This window comes from Subtercola sp. YIM 133946 (assembly GCF_036553535.1).
Taxonomy (GTDB): domain Bacteria; phylum Actinomycetota; class Actinomycetes; order Actinomycetales; family Microbacteriaceae; genus Subtercola.
This window is the reverse complement of the sequence record NZ_JAZHPE010000051.1, coordinates 99548-115338: the sequence shown is the minus strand read 5'-3', so window position 1 is coordinate 115338 and position 15791 is coordinate 99548. Positions and strand designations below refer to the sequence as shown.

14 protein-coding genes and 1 pseudogene are annotated in these 15791 nt (G+C 69.1%); all 15 read right to left on the bottom strand.

Annotated features, from left to right (window positions below; genetic code table 11):
- Window positions 1-36: 36 nt before the first annotated feature.
- Entirely contained in the window at window positions 37-3393 is a 3357-nt protein-coding gene (gene carB / locus V3W46_RS18330; protein ID WP_331784582.1) for a carbamoyl-phosphate synthase large subunit, read from the bottom strand.
- A complete protein-coding gene (gene carA, locus V3W46_RS18325; RefSeq protein WP_331784581.1) occupies window positions 3393-4658 on the bottom strand; it encodes a glutamine-hydrolyzing carbamoyl-phosphate synthase small subunit in 1266 nt (421 codons plus the stop codon). The genes carB and carA overlap by 1 nt, the downstream gene beginning before the upstream one ends.
- The gene (locus V3W46_RS18320; protein WP_331784580.1) at window positions 4655-5410 is read right to left on the bottom strand and encodes a PH-like domain-containing protein; all 756 of its coding nucleotides are present in this window, start codon (window positions 5408-5410) and stop codon (window positions 4655-4657) included. Before V3W46_RS18320 ends, carA begins: the two co-directional genes overlap by 4 nt.
- Before the next feature lies 1 nt (window position 5411).
- Window positions 5412-6788: a dihydroorotase gene (locus V3W46_RS18315; RefSeq protein ID WP_331784579.1), complete on the bottom strand. Its 1377-nt coding sequence runs from the start codon at window positions 6786-6788 to the stop codon at window positions 5412-5414.
- On the bottom strand, window positions 6785-7741 hold the full coding sequence (locus V3W46_RS18310; RefSeq protein ID WP_331784578.1) for an aspartate carbamoyltransferase catalytic subunit: 957 nt from the start codon (window positions 7739-7741) through the stop codon (window positions 6785-6787). Before V3W46_RS18310 ends, V3W46_RS18315 begins: the two co-directional genes overlap by 4 nt.
- Window positions 7742-7896: 155 nt before the next feature.
- Window positions 7897-8421: pseudogene (gene pyrR / locus V3W46_RS18305) on the bottom strand (bifunctional pyr operon transcriptional regulator/uracil phosphoribosyltransferase PyrR); the annotation flags it as partial.
- 110 nt (window positions 8422-8531) lie between these two features.
- The gene (locus V3W46_RS18300) at window positions 8532-8720 is read right to left on the bottom strand and encodes a hypothetical protein (protein WP_331784576.1); all 189 of its coding nucleotides are present in this window, start codon (window positions 8718-8720) and stop codon (window positions 8532-8534) included.
- A gap of 39 nt (window positions 8721-8759) precedes the next feature.
- Entirely contained in the window at window positions 8760-9182 is a 423-nt protein-coding gene (gene nusB, locus V3W46_RS18295) for a transcription antitermination factor NusB (protein ID WP_331784575.1), read from the bottom strand.
- 6 nt (window positions 9183-9188) lie between these two features.
- Window positions 9189-9758 carry an elongation factor P gene (gene efp, locus V3W46_RS18290; RefSeq protein ID WP_231027261.1) on the bottom strand — a complete coding sequence of 190 codons (570 nt, stop codon included), beginning with the start codon at window positions 9756-9758 and terminating at the stop codon, window positions 9189-9191.
- A gap of 185 nt (window positions 9759-9943) precedes the next feature.
- Window positions 9944-11068 (bottom strand): 3-dehydroquinate synthase, encoded by a 1125-nt coding sequence (aroB, locus tag V3W46_RS18285; RefSeq protein ID WP_331784574.1) that lies wholly within the window; start codon window positions 11066-11068, stop codon window positions 9944-9946.
- A complete protein-coding gene (locus tag V3W46_RS18280) occupies window positions 11065-11568 on the bottom strand; it encodes a shikimate kinase (protein WP_331784573.1) in 504 nt (167 codons plus the stop codon). Before V3W46_RS18280 ends, aroB begins: the two co-directional genes overlap by 4 nt.
- Before the next feature lie 67 nt (window positions 11569-11635).
- Window positions 11636-12856 (bottom strand): chorismate synthase, encoded by a 1221-nt coding sequence (gene aroC / locus V3W46_RS18275; RefSeq protein WP_331784572.1) that lies wholly within the window; start codon window positions 12854-12856, stop codon window positions 11636-11638.
- Between the two features lie 19 nt (window positions 12857-12875).
- Window positions 12876-13727, bottom strand: coding sequence for a shikimate dehydrogenase (locus tag V3W46_RS18270; protein WP_331784571.1), 852 nt, complete (start codon window positions 13725-13727; stop codon window positions 12876-12878).
- Window positions 13724-15313 (bottom strand): endolytic transglycosylase MltG, encoded by a 1590-nt coding sequence (gene mltG / locus V3W46_RS18265; protein WP_331784570.1) that lies wholly within the window; start codon window positions 15311-15313, stop codon window positions 13724-13726. The genes V3W46_RS18270 and mltG overlap by 4 nt, the downstream gene beginning before the upstream one ends.
- A complete protein-coding gene (gene ruvX, locus V3W46_RS18260; protein ID WP_331784569.1) occupies window positions 15310-15786 on the bottom strand; it encodes a Holliday junction resolvase RuvX in 477 nt (158 codons plus the stop codon). Before ruvX ends, mltG begins: the two co-directional genes overlap by 4 nt.
- Window positions 15787-15791 lie beyond the last annotated feature (5 nt).

Sequence of the window (15791 nt, the reverse complement as noted above, 5' to 3'; positions counted from 1 at the left end):
CCGCAGCGGCCACACCCTCGCCGTCTTCGGTGCTGGTCATACCGCCGCTGCCGCCGAGGCCGCCGCCGAAGCCGCCGCCCCCAGCACCTCGGCCCGCTCGAGCGACTCCGCGCGCTCCCACGCGTACTCCTGCAGGCTCGTCACCGTGAAGTCGCCCATGCCGTCGAACGACGCCACGGCTGCCCCGAGCTGCGCGATCGTGGTGAACAGCGGCTTGTCTGCCGCCACCGCCGCGGCGCGGATCTCGTACCCGTCGGCCCGCGCCGACCGGCCCGAGGGGGTGTTGATCACGATGTCGACCTCGTTGCGGTTGATCAGATCGACGATGGTCGGCTCTGACGTCGACGTGTCGACGCCCTGGCTGTATTTGCGAACGATGCGCGTCTTGATGCCGTTGCGGCTCAGCACCTCGGCGGTGCCGACCGTCGCCAGAATCTCGAAGCCGAGCTGCGAAAGGCGCAGCACCGGCAGCACGATCGCGCGCTTGTCGCGGTCGCTGACCGACACGAACACCGACCCCGAGGTGGGCAGACCGCCGTACGCGGCCTCCTGGCTCTTCGCGAACGCCCGCGGGAAGTCGCGGTCGATGCCCATGACCTCGCCCGTCGACCGCATCTCCGGCCCGAGCACCGAGTCGACCACGAGGCCCTCCTTGGTGCGGAATCGCTTGAACGGCAGCACGGCCTCCTTCACCGACACCGGAGCGTCGAACGGCACGATCGAGCCGTCGATCTTCGGCAGCAGCCCCTCGGCCTTCAGCTGTGCGATCGAGTCGCCGACCATGATGCGCGACGCCGCCTTGGCCAGCGGAATGCCGAGCGCCTTCGACACGAACGGCACGGTTCTGGATGCCCGGGGGTTCGCCTCGAGCACATACAGGATGCCCGCACCGACCGCGAACTGCACGTTCAGCAGCCCGCGCACGCCCACGCCCTCGGCGATGCCGAGCGTGGCCTTCTTGACCCTCGAGATGACGTCTGGCCCGAGCGTCACCGGCGGCAGGGTGCACGACGAGTCTCCCGAGTGGATGCCCGCCTCTTCGAGGTGCTCCATGATGCCGCCGATGTAGAGCTCATCGCCGTCGTACAGCGCGTCGACGTCGATCTCGATCGCGTCGTCGAGAAAGCGGTCGACGAGCAGCGGATGCGTCGGCCCGACGATGCCCTGACCGGCGACCCGCACGAAGTAGTCCTCGAGCGACGGGCTGTCGTAGACGATCTCCATGCCGCGGCCGCCGAGCACGTACGACGGGCGCACGAGCACCGGGTAGCCGATCTCCTCGGCGACGGTGACCGCCGACGGGTAGTCGTGCGCGGTGCCGTTCTTCGGTGCGAGCAGGCCGGCGGCGTCGAGGATGCCCGCGAACAGGCCGCGCTCCTCGGCGAGGTCGATGGCCTCGGGGGTCGTGCCGAGAATCGGCACCCCGTTCGCCTTCAGGCCCTTGGCGAGGCCCAGCGCGGTCTGGCCGCCGAGCTGCACCACGACGCCCACCAACTCGCCGCTCTGCTGCTCGGCGTGGATGACCTCGAGCACGTCTTCGAGAGTCAGCGGCTCGAAGTACAGCCGATCGCTCGTGTCGTAGTCGGTCGACACCGTCTCGGGGTTGCAGTTGATCATGATGGTCTCGAAGCCCGCATCAGACAGGGCGAACGAGGCGTGCACGCACGAGTAGTCGAACTCGACGCCCTGGCCGATGCGGTTGGGGCCCGAGCCGAGGATGACGACCTTCCGGCGGGATGACGGCGTGACTTCGGTCTCGAGGTCGTACGACGAGTAGTGGTACGGCGTCAGCGCCGGGAACTCCCCCGCGCAGGTGTCGACGGTCTTGAACACCGGCCGTACATCGAGCTCGTGGCGCAGTGCCCTGATCTCGTCTTCGGTCGAGCCGCGGAGAGCGGCGATCTGCACGTCGGAGAAGCCGTGGTCTTTGGCCAGGCGCAGCACGGCCTCGTCGGTGAGTGGGGCTTCGGCGACAGCATCCGCCACCTCGTTGATCAGCACGATCTGGTCGATGAACCAGGGGTCGATCTTGGTCGCCTCGAACACCTCGTCGATGCTCGCGCCGGCCCGGAGCGCCTGCTGCACCGTGACGATGCGGCCGTCGGTCGGCACTGCGGCGACGGCGAGCAGCTCGTCTTTCGACAACTCGGATGCCGACCCCTCCCAGTGGAACGACGACCCGCGCTTCTCGAGCGAGCGCAGCGCCTTCTGCAGGGCGGTCGAGTAGTTGCGGCCGATGGCCATCGCCTCGCCCACCGACTTCATGGTGGTGGTGAGGGTCGGGTCGGCGGCCGGGAACTTCTCGAACGCGAAGCGGGGCACCTTCACGACCACGTAGTCGAGCGTCGGCTCGAACGAGGCCGGCGTGACCTTCGTGATGTCGTTGGGAATCTCGTCGAGCCGGTAGCCGATGGCGAGCTTCGCCGCGATCTTCGCGATCGGAAAGCCGGTGGCCTTCGAGGCCAGCGCCGACGACCGCGACACGCGGGGGTTCATCTCGATGACGATGACGCGCCCGTTCGCCGGGTCGATGGCGAACTGGATGTTGCAGCCGCCGGTGTCGACGCCCACCGCGCGGATGATGTCGATGCCGATGTTTCGCAGGTTCTGGTACTCGCGGTCGGTCAGGGTGAGCGCGGGCGCCACCGTGATCGAGTCGCCCGTGTGCACGCCGACCGGGTCGACGTTCTCGATCGAGCACACGACGACGGTGTTGTCGGCCGTGTCGCGCATGAGCTCGAGCTCGTACTCCTTCCAGCCGAGGATGCTCTCTTCGAGCAGCACCTCGGTGGTGGGGCTCTGGTGCAGACCGTCGCCGACGATGCGGCGCAGCTCGGTCTCGGTGTAGGCGAATCCGGAGCCGAGGCCGCCCATGGTGAACGAGGGCCTCACGACAAGCGGATACCCCAGGTCTTCGGCGAAGGTGACGGCCTCCTCGACCGTGTGCGCGATGTGCGAGCGGGCCACGTCGGCGCCGCACTGCAGCACCAGCTCCTTGAAGATCTGCCGGTCTTCGCCCTTGTTGATCGCCTCGAAGTTGGCGCCGATCAGCTCGACGTCGTACTTCTCGAGAATGCCGTGGGTGTGCAGGTCGATCGCGGCGTTCAGCGCGGTCTGGCCGCCCAGCGTGGGCAGAATCGCGTCGGGCTTCTCCTTCGCGATGATGCTCTCGATGACCTTCCACGTGATCGGTTCGATGTACGTCGCATCGGCGAAGTCGGGGTCGGTCATGATCGTCGCGGGGTTGGAATTCACCAGGATGACGCGCACGCCCTCCTCCCGCAGCACGCGGCAGGCCTGGGTGCCCGAATAGTCGAACTCGCAGGCCTGACCGATGACGATCGGGCCGGAGCCGATGACCAGAACGCTCTTGATGTCGTCTCTCTTTGGCATTACTTGCTTTCTGCGTTGTCAGTCGAGGCGGCGGCGGTCGAGGCGGCGACTGTCGAGGCGGCGACTGTCGGGGCGGGCTCGGGCAGCGCGGCGGTGTCGGTGGTGTCGCGAATCGCGCCCGCGGTCGAGATGTCGAGCTTGCCGGTCAAGACCATCTCCCTGAACCGGTCGAACAGGTACATCGAGTCGTGTGGCCCCGCGGCCGCCTCGGGGTGGTACTGCACCGAGAAGGCGTTGATGTCGAGGCAGCGGATGCCCTCCACCACGTCATCGTTCAGGCTGACGTGGCTCACCTCCACCCGGCCGAACCCGGCGGGCGAGTCGACCACTCCTTCGCGCGGCGCGTCGACCGCGAAGCCGTGGTTCTGCGACGTGATCTCGACCTTGCCCGTGGTGCGGTCGAGCACCGGCTGGTTGATGCCGCGGTGCCCGAACGGCAGCTTGTAAGTGCCGAAGCCCAGCGCGCGGCCCAGCAGCTGGTTGCCGAAGCAGATGCCGAAGTACGGCACCCCCGCCCGCAGCACGTCTTGCAGCACGCGAACGTGGCCTTCGGATGCCTCGGGGTCGCCCGGCCCGTTCGAGTAGAACAGCGCGCTGGGCTCGAGCGCCAGCACCTCGTCGGTCGAGGCCGACTCCGGCAGCACCTCGACGTCGAAGCCGCGCTGGGCGAGGTAGTTCAGGGTGGACTTCTTCACGCCGAGGTCGAGCACGGCGACCGATCCGATGCGTTCGCCGACCGCGGGCACGGTGTACCGCTCGGCCGTCGAGACGGTGGCAGACAGGTTCAGCCCCGCCATCTCGGCGCCGCCCCGCACCAACTCGAGCTGGGCATCCGGTGACAGCTCGAAGTCGGGGCCCGAGAAGATGCCGGCCCGCATGGCTCCGGATGACCGGATGTGCCGGGTCACGGCCCTGGTGTCGATGCCGCTGATGCCCACGACCTCGTCGCGCACGAGATCGTCGACGAGCGAGCGGGTGGCGCGGAAGTTCGAGACGATGCGCGAGGGGTCGCGCACCACGTAGCCGGCCACCCAGATGCGGCTCGACTCGAGGTCGTCGTCGTTCGTGCCCGTGTTGCCGATGTGCGGGGCCGTCATCATGACGATCTGGCCGGCGTACGACGGATCGGTGAGCGTCTCCTGGTAGCCGGTCATGCCGGTCGCGAACACCGCCTCGCCGAGGGTGCGTCCGCGGGCGCCGTAGGCGCGCCCCACGTGGCGGGTGCCGTCTTCGAGAACGAATACTGCCGGTTCGGTCGAGGTCACGCGAGAGGCCCTTCAGGGGTCGGGTCGGGGGTGGTCGGGATGATCGACTGCACGGTGCCGAGCGCACGCAGTGCATCGGTCGGGTCGGGGAAGCGCAGGTACGACTCGATGTCGGCCGTGCTGTGGGGTGCTGGCCCGGCCTGGCCCGCGGCGGGAGCGCCGGTAGCGGCCTGACTCGCGTCGCCCTGGTGGGCGGCCTCGACCTCGGCGCTGGCCGACGCGGCGGCGGCGAACGCCTCGGTGGCGTCGTGCGCGCTCGAGACGGCGTGCGCGATGGCGGCCTTCTTCTCTCTGCGGGTTGCGCCCGTCGTCGCAGCGCTGAGCCGCGCCTTGTCAGAGCCGACCAGGTCGGTGCTCCAGTCGAGCCGGGTCAGGCCGCCGCTCTCGACCACTCGGTCGATCGCGTAGGTCGACGTGCCGATCGAGCGGATGCGCGAGACGGGCACGTACACGTCGGGCTCGCCGTTGATCGAGATGGTGACGCCGCGCTGCCAGACCAGGAACGTTCCGCGGCCGCGGAACGCCAGGCCCGGCAGTGCGAGGCGCTCGAGCGGCTTGTTTGCGGGAGTCGTGGCGACGTAGAGCATCGGCACTTCGAGCAGCAGCTCGCCGGCATCCGTCGGCGTCGTGCTCTCGACCGTGAACGCGGATTGGCGTCGTTTGCGCGCGCGCCAGCCGGCCGCCATGCCGAGGTAGATGAGCACCAGAATCGCGAGAACGATCAGTGCCGGGCCGATTTGGTTCGGATCCATGTTAATTGCCTGCTTTCCATGCTGCGGCCGCGGCCGCAACCTCGTCGTCGGGCCGCACCTGGGCGGCGCTGACGGTCGGGTAGCCGTGGTGGAAGGTGTACTCCACCCGGCCCGAGAGGGTTCGCCCGAGGTACGGCGAGTTCGTGCTCCGGCCGGCGAGCCGGCTGAGATCGAACGTGCTGGTGTTCACCGGGTCGACCAGCGTGAAGTTCGCCGGTGCGCCCTGTTCGAACGAATGCGAGTGGCCGGCGAGCCGGCCGATCTCGGCGGGGGTCTGCGAAAGCACTCGGGCGAGGTCGGCCCAGCCGAGCATCCCGGTGTCGATGAGGGCCGTCTGCGCCACGCTCAGCGCCGACTCGAGGCCGACCATGCCGAAGCTGGCGGCGTCCCACTCGGCCTCCTTGGTCTCGGTGGGGTGCGGCGCGTGGTCGGTCGCAATGATGTCGATGGTGCCGTCGGCGAGACCGGCGCGCAGGGCCTGCACGTCTTCGTCGCGGCGCAGAGGTGGGTTCACCTTGTAGCGCGCGTCATAGCTGCGCACAAGGTCTTCGGTGAGCAGCAGGTGGTGCGGGGTGGCCTCGGCCGTCACCGCGATGCCGCGCGCCTTGGCCCAGCGGATGACCTCGACCGAGCCGGCCGTCGAGAGGTGACAGACGTGCAGCCGGGCACCCACGTGCTCGGCCAGCAGAACGTCGCGTGCGATGATCGACTCCTCGGCCACCGCCGGCCAGCCCTTCAGGCCCAGCTCGCTCGACAGGGCGCCCTCGTTCATCTGGGCGTTCTCGGTGAGGCGCGGATCTTGGGCGTGCTGCGCGACCACGCCGTCGAACGTCTTGACGTACTCGAGGGCTCGGCGCATCAGCAGCGAGTCGTGCACGCACTTGCCGTCGTCGGAGAACACCCGCACCCGCGCGCGCGAGTGCGCCATCGCGCCGATCTCGCTGAGCCGCTCGCCGGCGAGCCCCACCGTGACGGCGCCGATCGGGCGCACGGTGGCGAAGCCCGCCGCGTCGCCGAGAGCCTGCACCTGTTCGACCACACCGGCTGTGTCGGAGACGGGCAGGGTATTGGCCATGGCGAACACGCTCGTGAAGCCACCGGCTGCCGCCGCGCGGGTACCGGTGAGCACGGTCTCGCTCTGCTCGAATCCGGGTTCACGAAGGTGGGTGTGCAGGTCGACGAGCCCGGGCAGGGCCACGAGACCATCGGCGTCGATGCGCGTGACATCGGCCCCGGCATCGAGATTCGAACCCACGGCGACGATGTGGGCATCCTGTACCAGCAGATCTGCGCGCTGCCCCGACGGCAGGGTCGCACCCGAGATGAGATAGCTGCCGGACGCATTCGGGATGCGCGTGGTCGGCGTCTGGTCGCTCACTGCAGGGCCTCTCGTTCGCCGGACAGCAGCAGGTAGAGCACGGCCATCCGTATTGACACCCCGTTCGTGACCTGTTCGAGCACGGTCGACTGGGCGGAATCTGCCGCCGCCGCCGAGATCTCGAGGCCGCGGTTCATCGGGCCGGGGTGCATGACAATCGTATCGGGGCGCAGCCGCGCGAAGCGCTCGTCGTCGAGACCCCATTCGCGTGCGTACTCCCTGGCGTTCGGAAAGAAGGCTGCGTTCATGCGCTCGCTCTGGATGCGCAGCATCATGACCACGTCTGGCCTGTCTGCGGCGAGTGTGGCGTCGAGGTCGTACGAGAGGGCGACAGGCCAGGTCTCGGCGCCGAACGGCACCAGGGTGGCGGGAGCGACGAACGTCACGTGGGCGCCGAGCGTCTCGAGCAGCCAGAGATTCGAGCGCGCGACGCGGGAATGCAGAATGTCGCCGGCGATCACCACGCTCACGCCGTCGAGGTCGCGGCCCCGGCTCGCGCCCGGGTACAGGCGGCGGCGCATCGTAAAGGCGTCGAGCAGGGCCTGGGTCGGATGCTCGTGGGTGCCGTCGCCCGCGTTGACGATGGGCGCGTCGATCCAGCCGCTCTCGGCGAGCACCTGGGGCGCCCCGCTGGCGTGGTGACGAATGACCACCCCGTCGGCGCCCATCGCGGCGAGCGTCTGGGCGGTGTCTTTCAGGCTCTCGCCCTTCGACACGCTCGAGCCCTTCGCACTGAAGTTGATCACGTCGGCGCTCAGCCGTTTGGCGGCCGCCTCGAACGAGATGCGGGTGCGGGTGGAGTCTTCGAAGAACAGGTTGACCACGGTCTTGCCGCGCAGGGTGGGCAGCTTCTTCACCTCGCGGGTGGCGACGGCGGCCATGTCTTCGGCCACGTCGAGAATCTCGATCGCGGCCGCGCGGCTCAGGTCTCTGGTGCTGAGCAGGTGCCTCAACGCGTCGCCTCGCCCTCGGTCGCGGCGGTGGGCTCCGGATGCCCGGCGGCACTCGCGCCGAGCTGCCCGGCCGCACTCGCGCCGACCTGCCCGGCCGCACTCGCGCTGACCTGCCCGGCCGCACTCGCGCGGTCGTGCTCGGCCGCACGGTTCTCGATGCTGACCTCTTCGACGTCGTCGAGTTCGCTGAGCCGCACGTTGATGCGCTCATCCGTCGACGTCGGCAGGTTCTTGCCCACGAAGTCGGCCCGGATGGGCAGTTCGCGGTGTCCCCGGTCGACCAGCACCGCCAGCCGCACGACCCGCGGCCGCCCGATGTCGCCGAGCGCATCCAGTGCCGCCCTGATGGTGCGGCCCGAGTACAGCACGTCGTCGACGAGCACCACGGTCTTGCCGTCGACTCCCCCGGCCGGAATCTGCGTCGGCGCGGGTGTGCGGATGCGGTTGCGCGACAGGTCGTCGCGGTACATCGTCACGTCGAGCGCCCCGACCATCGACGCGGGAGCCTCGGGCTCGATGCGCTGGATGATCGCGGCAATCCGCTGCGCGAGAAAGACGCCGCGGGTGGGGATGCCCAGAATCACGAGATCGGCCGCACCCCGGTTGGACTCCAGAATCTCGTGCGAGATTCGGGTCAACGCCCGGTTCATATCAGCCTGAGACAGCACGACACGCGCCATACTTCTCCGCCTCCCCTTCCCCGCCTCACAGGACGGCACTTAAAGGTCTTCGGTACCCACATCCTACCGCGTTGAGTTGAGCGATCCGGCGCACCGCTCTACGGGGGTCGTCACCAGCAGATGATGTACCCACCGTCTTCGGCGATGGTCTCGCACACGGAGTAGTTCAGGTTGGATGCCAGGTCGTCTGCGTCATTCTCCGCCGGGTAGTTCCCGTCGGTTCTGCCATACGCGGTCTGCGTGTCGCCCTGAGCAATGACGTCGTACTGGTCGGCCACCCACCCGGGGCCACTGCTCATGGCGCAGGGTGTGCAGCATTACGCGAGACGTGCTGGTGGCTAGTGCGCGACGCCCTTCGAGGAGGCGATCTTGGCCAGGATGCCGTTGATGAAGGCGGCGGAGGCCTCGGTCGAGAGCGACTGGGCGGCTTCGACCGCCTCGGCGATGGCCACGGCATCCGGAACCTCGTCGTTGTACAGCACCTCCCAGATGCCGATGCGCAGCAGGGCGCGGTCGACGTGAGGCATGCGGCCAAGGGTCCAGCCGACGGCGTAGGTCTCGATCAGCTCGTCGATCTCGTAGCCGTGCGAGACCACACCGTCGACGATCTCGCGCGCGTACAGCCAGGAGGCCTCGCGCTCGGGCTCGGTCAGCGCGCGGGCGGCTTCGGCGGCCAGCGACTCGTTGATCGAGATCTGCCGCACGTCGGCCGCGTACAGAACATCGAGGGCGCGTTTGCGCGCCTTGGTTCTCGCACTCACGGCGGGTCAGCCCTTGTCGGTGATACGGCCGAGGTAGTCGCCGGTGCGGGTGTCGACCTTGACCTTGGTGCCCTGCTCGAGGAACAGCGGCACCTGGATCTGGTGGCCGGTCTCGACCGTGGCGGGCTTGGTGCCACCGGTGGAGCGGTCGCCCTGCAGGCCGGGCTCGGTGTAGGTGATCTCGAGGATGACCGAGGCGGGCAGCTCGACGTACAGCGGGGCGTCTTCGTGCAGAGCGATGGTCGCCGTCTGGTTCTCGAGCATGTAGTTCTTGGCGTCGCCGACGACGGTGGCGCTGACGGGCAGCTGCTCGTAGGTGTCGGTGTCCATGAACACGAAGTCCTGGCCGTCGTTGTAGAGGTAGGTGTAGTCGCGGCGGTCGACGTTGGCCGTCTCGATCTTCGCGCCGGCATTGAACGTGCGGTCGACGACCTTGCCCGAGACGACGTTCTTGATCTTGGTGCGAACGAAGGCCCCACCCTTGCCCGGCTTGACGTGCTGGAACTCCACGACGGCCCAGAGCTGCCCGTCGATCTTCATCACTACGCCGTTACTGATGTCGCTTGTCGAAGCCATGGGTGTTTCCTTTATTAGAGAGCACAGTTGTACGAAAGAGCTGGGGCCGGTTGCGGCCCGACCAACAAGTGTAGTCGAGTAATCGTCTCGAGGCTGGGGGTGCGCCGAACGGATGCTCGGCCCGGGCAGCCGCCGCGCCGAACAGCTGCTCGCCCGGGCGGCCGCGGGTCAGTCGGCGGTGCTGCCTACGACCCGATCTCCTGGTACGCGGCGAACAGCAGCGACGTCTCAGGGCCGGCCAGCACGGTGGGCTTGCCGATGTCGTCGAGCACGATGAAGCGCAGCATCGACCCGCGGGCCTTCTTGTCGCGCTGCATCGCGGCGAGCAGCGTGTTCCAGCGGCCCACCGGGTATGACGTCGGCAGCGTCAGCGACTCGAGGATGCGGCGGTGCCGGTCGACGGCGTCGTCGCTGAGGCTGCCCGTCAGCCGGCCGAGTTCGGCCGCGAACATCATGCCTACCGCGACCGCGGCGCCGTGCCGCCACTGGTACCGCTCGGTGTGCTCGATCGCGTGGCCCAGGGTGTGCCCGTAGTTCAGGATCTCGCGGAGTCCGGCTTCGGTGAAGTCTTCGCTCACCACCCGTGCCTTGAGCCCGATCGACAGCTCGACGAGCCGCCGGAACTGCGGCGTGGTCGGGTCGGTCGCCAGGTCGACGTCGGCCTCGACGATGTCGAGGATCTCGGGCTCGCCGATGAACCCCGCCTTGACCACCTCGGCGAACCCGGCCAGCAGGTCGTTGCGCGGCAGGCTGACGAGCGTGTCGAGGTCGGCGATGACCGCGCTGGGGGCGTAGAACGACCCCACCAGGTTCTTGCCCTCGGCCGTGTTGATGCCGGTCTTGCCGCCGACCGCGGCGTCGACCATGCCGAGCAGCGTGGTGGGCGCCTGGATGAGCTGCACGCCGCGCAGCCAGGTGGCGGCGACGAAACCGGCGAGGTCGGTCGTCGCTCCCCCGCCGAAGCCGACGATGGCGTCTGAGCGGGTGAAGTCGGCCTGCCCGAGGATCTGCCAGAGGAACGACGCGACCTCGATGCGCTTCGCCCCCTCGCCGTCGGGAATCTCGGCGAGCAGCACCTCGTAGTCGCCCTTGAGCTCGTCGCGCAGCGACGCGGCCCAGTCGGCCAGCTGCGGCGCGTGCACCACGAGCACCTTGCGCACGCCAGGGCCGAAGCTGTCGCGCAGGCTCGACAGCACGCCGCGGCCGATGATCACGTCGTACGAGCCGGTGATGCTGCCGACCGCGCCGGGGGCGGTGCCGGCGACGGCCGGGCTGCCGACGCGGATGATCGTGGGGGTGTCGGTGGTCATACTCTCTCCTTGGCGAGCTGGCTGCGCACCCAGGTGGCGACGTCGTCAGCGATGTCGTCGGCCTTGCGGTGCGACGTGTCGAACGTCTCGTCGGCGAGGCTCGCGTAGAGGTCGCGCCGGGCATCCACGACTCGGCGCCAGGCATCGATGTCGGGAACGAGCGGGCGTTTGGAGTTGCCCAGCCGGGCCGCGACCACGTCGGGTGAGACGGTGAAGAGCACGACAAGGCAACCGTCGAGGTCGAGCTGGGTGGCGCGGTTCAGCACGGCCCCGCCGCCGACCGAGACGACTCCGCCGCCCGCCAGGGCGGTGACCACCTCGGCCCGTTCGATCTCGCGGAAGGCGGGTTCGCCCTGGGTCTCGAAGATGGTGGGGATGGGCCCATGGGCGGCGGCGATCTGCTTGTCGGTGTCGGTGAAGGGCAGGTCGAGCTGGTGGGCCACGCGTCTGCCGATGCGGGTCTTGCCTGCCGCCGGCGGCCCGATGATCACGATGGTCATACGGCGACGCCTGACGCTAGGGCCGGTGACAGCGGGTTCCTCGCGGTCGTCGCCGCACTCACGCCCGTCACGGCAGTTCGACGGGTTCGCCGACGCTCGCCGAGCCGGTGCGCAGGGTGGCCGGGATGGCCGCGAGGTAGCCCTCGAGGTTGCGACGGGTCTCGGTGACCGAGTCGCCCCCGAACTTCTCCTGCGCGGCGTTCGCCAGCACCAGCGCCACCATGGCTTCGGCCACGACGCCGGCCGCCGGCACCGCGCATACATCTGAGCGCTGGTGGTGCGCGGCTGCCGCCTCGCCGGTGGCGATGTCGACCGTGCGCAGCGCGTGCGGAATCGTTGCGATGGGCTTCATGCCGGCGCGGACGCGCAGCACCGTACCGGTGCTCATGCCGCCCTCGGTGCCGCCGGCCTTGTCGCTCGACCGCTCGATCTCGCCGTCGATCTCGAACAGCTCGTCGTGGGCCTGCGACCCGCGGCGGCGCGTGGTCTCGAACCCGTCGCCCACCTCGACGCCCTTGATGGCCTGGATGCCCATCAGCGCGGCCGCGAGCTGCGAGTCGAGGCGGCGATCCCAGTGCACGTGCGACCCGAGGCCGGGCGGCAGCCCGTAGGCGAGCACCTCGACGACACCGCCGAGGGTGTCACCCTCCTTCTGGGCCGCGTCGACCTCGGCCACCATCAGGGCCGAGGTGGCGGGGTCGAAGCATCGCAACGGGTCGGCGTCGAGCGTGTCGACGTCGGCCGGAGTGGGCAGCGCTGCCCCCTCGGGCACCCGAACCGGCCCGATCGACAGGGTGTGGCTCACCAGGGTGATGCCCAGCTCGGCGAGGAAGTTGCGGGCCACCGCGCCGAGAGCCACCCGGGCGGCCGTCTCGCGCGCACTCGCCCGCTCGAGGATGGGCCGGGCCTCGTCGAAGCCGTACTTCTGCATGCCGACCAGGTCGGCGTGGCCGGGTCGGGGCCTCGTCAACGGAGCGCCGCGGCCGGCACTCGGCACGTAGTTCTCGATGGGCTCTGAGCTCATCACGTCGACCCATTTGGGCCACTCGGTGTTGCCGATGCGAATGGCGACGGGGCTGCCGAGGGTGAGGCCATGCACCACGCCGCCCGAGACGGTCACCTCGTCTTGCTCGAACTTCATGCGCGCGCCCCGGCCGTAGCCGAGTTTGCGGCGCGCGAGATCGGTGCGGATATCGTGCAGGGTGACCGGGATTCCAGACGGCAGGCCCTCAATGATGGCAATGAGTTCGGGGCCGTGGGATTCACCGGCGGTGAGCCAACGAAGCATTCCCCAATCCTCCCACAGGTCAGTCGGTGAGGCCGATCGCCCGCGTCATGGCGGCGAACACCGCAGTCTCGTCGGGCAGCGGCAGCAGCGGATCGCCGTTCACGAAGATGCGAACCTGAGCCAGGGCCTGGTGCGCGAGCATCCACAGGCCCGACACCGTGACTCCCCCGCGCTGCTGCCATGTGCTGGCGAGCAGACTGGGCCACGGATCGTACGCCACGTCGAGCAGCACGGCGCCCGGTGTCGGCTCGAACAGCGCGATGTCGCCGGCCGTGACGCTGAAGCCGGGCAGGGTGCTGATGGTGATCGGAGCGTCGACGGGCGCACCGAGGGCGTCGGCCAGCCAGACGACCGACACAGCCACGCCCGAATTGTGCGCCACGGCGGTGACGTGCTCGGCCTTCTCGGGCGATCGGGCCGCGATGGTCACGTGCTCGGCGCCCAGCTCTGCGGCGGCGACGACGGATGACCGTGCCGTGGCCCCGGCGCCCAGAATCAGCACCTCGCTGCTGCGGGTGATGCCCGTCTCCTTCAGCGCCTCGACGACGCCACCGACGTCGGTGTTGAAGCCCTGCACCGAGAGAGAACCCGACTCGCGGCCGAAGATCACGGTGTTCGCCGCGCCGGTGAGCACACTCTGCACGTCGGCGTCGTCGATCAGCGACAGCACCTCTTCTTTCAGCGGCATCGTCAGCGACAGCCCACGCCACGACTCGTCGAGGCCCAGCATGAAGTCGCTCAGCTGGCCCGGCGCGACGTCGGCGCGTGTGTACACCCAGTCGAGCCCCAGAACGCCGTAGGCCGCGAGATGCAGGTCGGGCGACTTGGAGTGCGCAATGGGCGACCCCAGCACCGCGAGACGCGAGGTCACGGGCAGGAGGTCGCGTCGCCGGCCTGGTAGAGCTGCACGGCAGCGTCGTGCTGGTCGATGGTGTCGGAGAAGCAGGTGAGACCGGTGTCGAGGTTCACGGTGACGAAGTACAGCCAGGTGCCGTCGGCGGGGTGCAGTGCCGCATCGATCGCCGCGTCACCCGGGTTCGAGATCGGCCCGGCCGGCAGACCCTGCAGCACGTAGGTGTTGTAGGGGTTCGACTCGTCGTTGCGCTGGGCGTCGGTCGTGTCGACCTCCTTCGAACCCGTGCCGTAGGCCACCGTCGCGTCGGACTGCAGGGGCATGCCGTCAGCGATGCGGTTGGCGAACACCCGCGAGACCTTGTAGAAGTCGTCGGTGCTGCCGCCCTCCTTCTGCACGATCGAGGCCATCGTCAGCACCTTCTCGCGGTCGGCGGGAGCGACGCCGGCGGCGTCGAGCGACTGGAAGGCGCGGTCGACCATGGTCTTGATCAGGTCGTGCGCGCTGGTGTTCGGCTGGAAGGTGTACGTCGCCGGAAAGAGGTAGCCCTCGATGTTCGGGGCGCTGGCGTCGATGCCGAACTGGGTGTAGTTCGCCGCCTCGGCCTGCAGGTCGGCGAGAGGCACACCGGTCTTGTCGGCGAGGTCGGAGAGAATGTCGGCCGAGACCATGCCCTCGGTCACGACGACGCTGACCGTGACGGCATTGGCCGGGTTGTCGAGCGCGTCGAGTGCCGCCTGGGCGCTCATCTGCTTCTGCATCGTGTAGGTGCCCGGCTGGAAGACGAGACTCGGATTCTTGATGGCTAGGGCGTAGAACGTGTCAGACGACTTGATGATGTCGGCGGCCTGCAGGTTGTCGCCGATGCTCGATCCGTCGTCGCCAGAGTTGATGACGAACGAGACCTGCTCGCCCGTTCCAGTGCCGCTGTAGTCTTCGACGGTCTTCACGCCGAACATCTTGTTGATCTGCGGCTCGTACGAGAAGTAGATGGCGCTGCCCGCGGCGCCGAGGCCGCCGACCAGCACGATCGCGATGATGAGGGCCCAGAGTCCGCGCTTCGAGCGCCTGCGCTTCGGCTGGCGCGGGCTCCGGTCGCGCGGCGGGCGGCCTCCAGGCGGCGGGCCGGCCGGAGGCGTGCCGCCGGTGCGCGGCGTCTCGGCCGGGGTCTGCGGCGGCAGCGTATCGAAGGCATCGGTGAAGACGCCTGCGGGGCGGGCGGCCTGTTCGGCCGAGCGGTCGGCGTTCAGGTCGGCTGCGATCTCGGCTGCGCTGCGGCCGGTGCCCGTGGCGGATGACGACGAGCGGTCGGCGACGGCCGGCGCGGAATCGTCGACGTCGTAGTGGGCTGCGGGCGCTGCGGCCGGCACCACGGGAATGATGGTGGTCGGCGCCTCGTCTGCACGCACCGCTGGTGCCTGCGGCCGGCCCGATTGCGGCTCGCCCGCCCGCGGCTCCCCTGCCTGCGGCTCGTCGATCACCTGGGCCGCGCGGGCCGCACGGCGGGTCTGCGGCTCGGCGGCCGGCGGCTGTGCCGGGGTGGCAGCCGGGTCGCGAAAGAACTCGGCGAACGGATGGTTCTCCGGCAGCTTGGAGTCGGTCACAGTTCACGTCCTTCAGTCGGGTCGACGATCGAACCGGGTGGTCTACCCGAGGCGCGCTCGACGTCGAGCGCTTGTTGCAGAAGTATAACGGCGGCCACTTGATCGATCACTGGGCGTGACGACTTGGCGGTGCGTCCCGTTCGGTGCAGGGCCGACTGAGCCGACACGGTCGTCAGTCGTTCGTCGATCATACGCGCCGACCGATCGGATGCCCGGGCCAGGCGCAACGCGAACGCCTCCGCATCGTCGGTCGAGGCCGTCGTCGCGCCCGACATCGACAGCGGCAGGCCCACGATGAACTCGATCGCCTCGAATTCGTCGGCGAGGGCGAGGATGCGGGCGATGTCGCCGTTGCCCGAGGCATCGCGCGCAACGGTCTCCACCGGTGTCGCCAGCACGCCGTGGTAGTCCGACCGCGCCACACCGACGCGAGCCTTCCCCACGTCGATGCCCAGTCGCACGCCCGAACGCATACCTG

What these genes read in the sequence shown, in the direction of transcription:
- V3W46_RS18280 (WP_331784573.1), bottom strand. Translation starts at nt 11,568, where the DNA reads ATGACCATCGTGATCATCGGGCCGCCGGCGGCAGGCAAGACCCGCATC.
- aroB (WP_331784574.1), bottom strand. Translation starts at nt 11,068, where the DNA reads ATGACCACCGACACCCCCACGATCATCCGCGTCGGCAGCCCGGCCGTC.
- carB (WP_331784582.1), bottom strand. Translation starts at nt 3,393, where the DNA reads ATGCCAAAGAGAGACGACATCAAGAGCGTTCTGGTCATCGGCTCCGGC.
- ruvX (WP_331784569.1), bottom strand. Translation starts at nt 15,786, where the DNA reads ATGCGTTCGGGCGTGCGACTGGGCATCGACGTGGGGAAGGCTCGCGTC.
- V3W46_RS18300 (WP_331784576.1), bottom strand. Translation starts at nt 8,720, where the DNA reads ATGAGCAGTGGCCCCGGGTGGGTGGCCGACCAGTACGACGTCATTGCT.
- V3W46_RS18320 (WP_331784580.1), bottom strand. Translation starts at nt 5,410, where the DNA reads ATGGATCCGAACCAAATCGGCCCGGCACTGATCGTTCTCGCGATTCTG.
- efp (WP_231027261.1), bottom strand. Translation starts at nt 9,758, where the DNA reads ATGGCTTCGACAAGCGACATCAGTAACGGCGTAGTGATGAAGATCGAC.
- aroC (WP_331784572.1), bottom strand. Translation starts at nt 12,856, where the DNA reads ATGCTTCGTTGGCTCACCGCCGGTGAATCCCACGGCCCCGAACTCATT.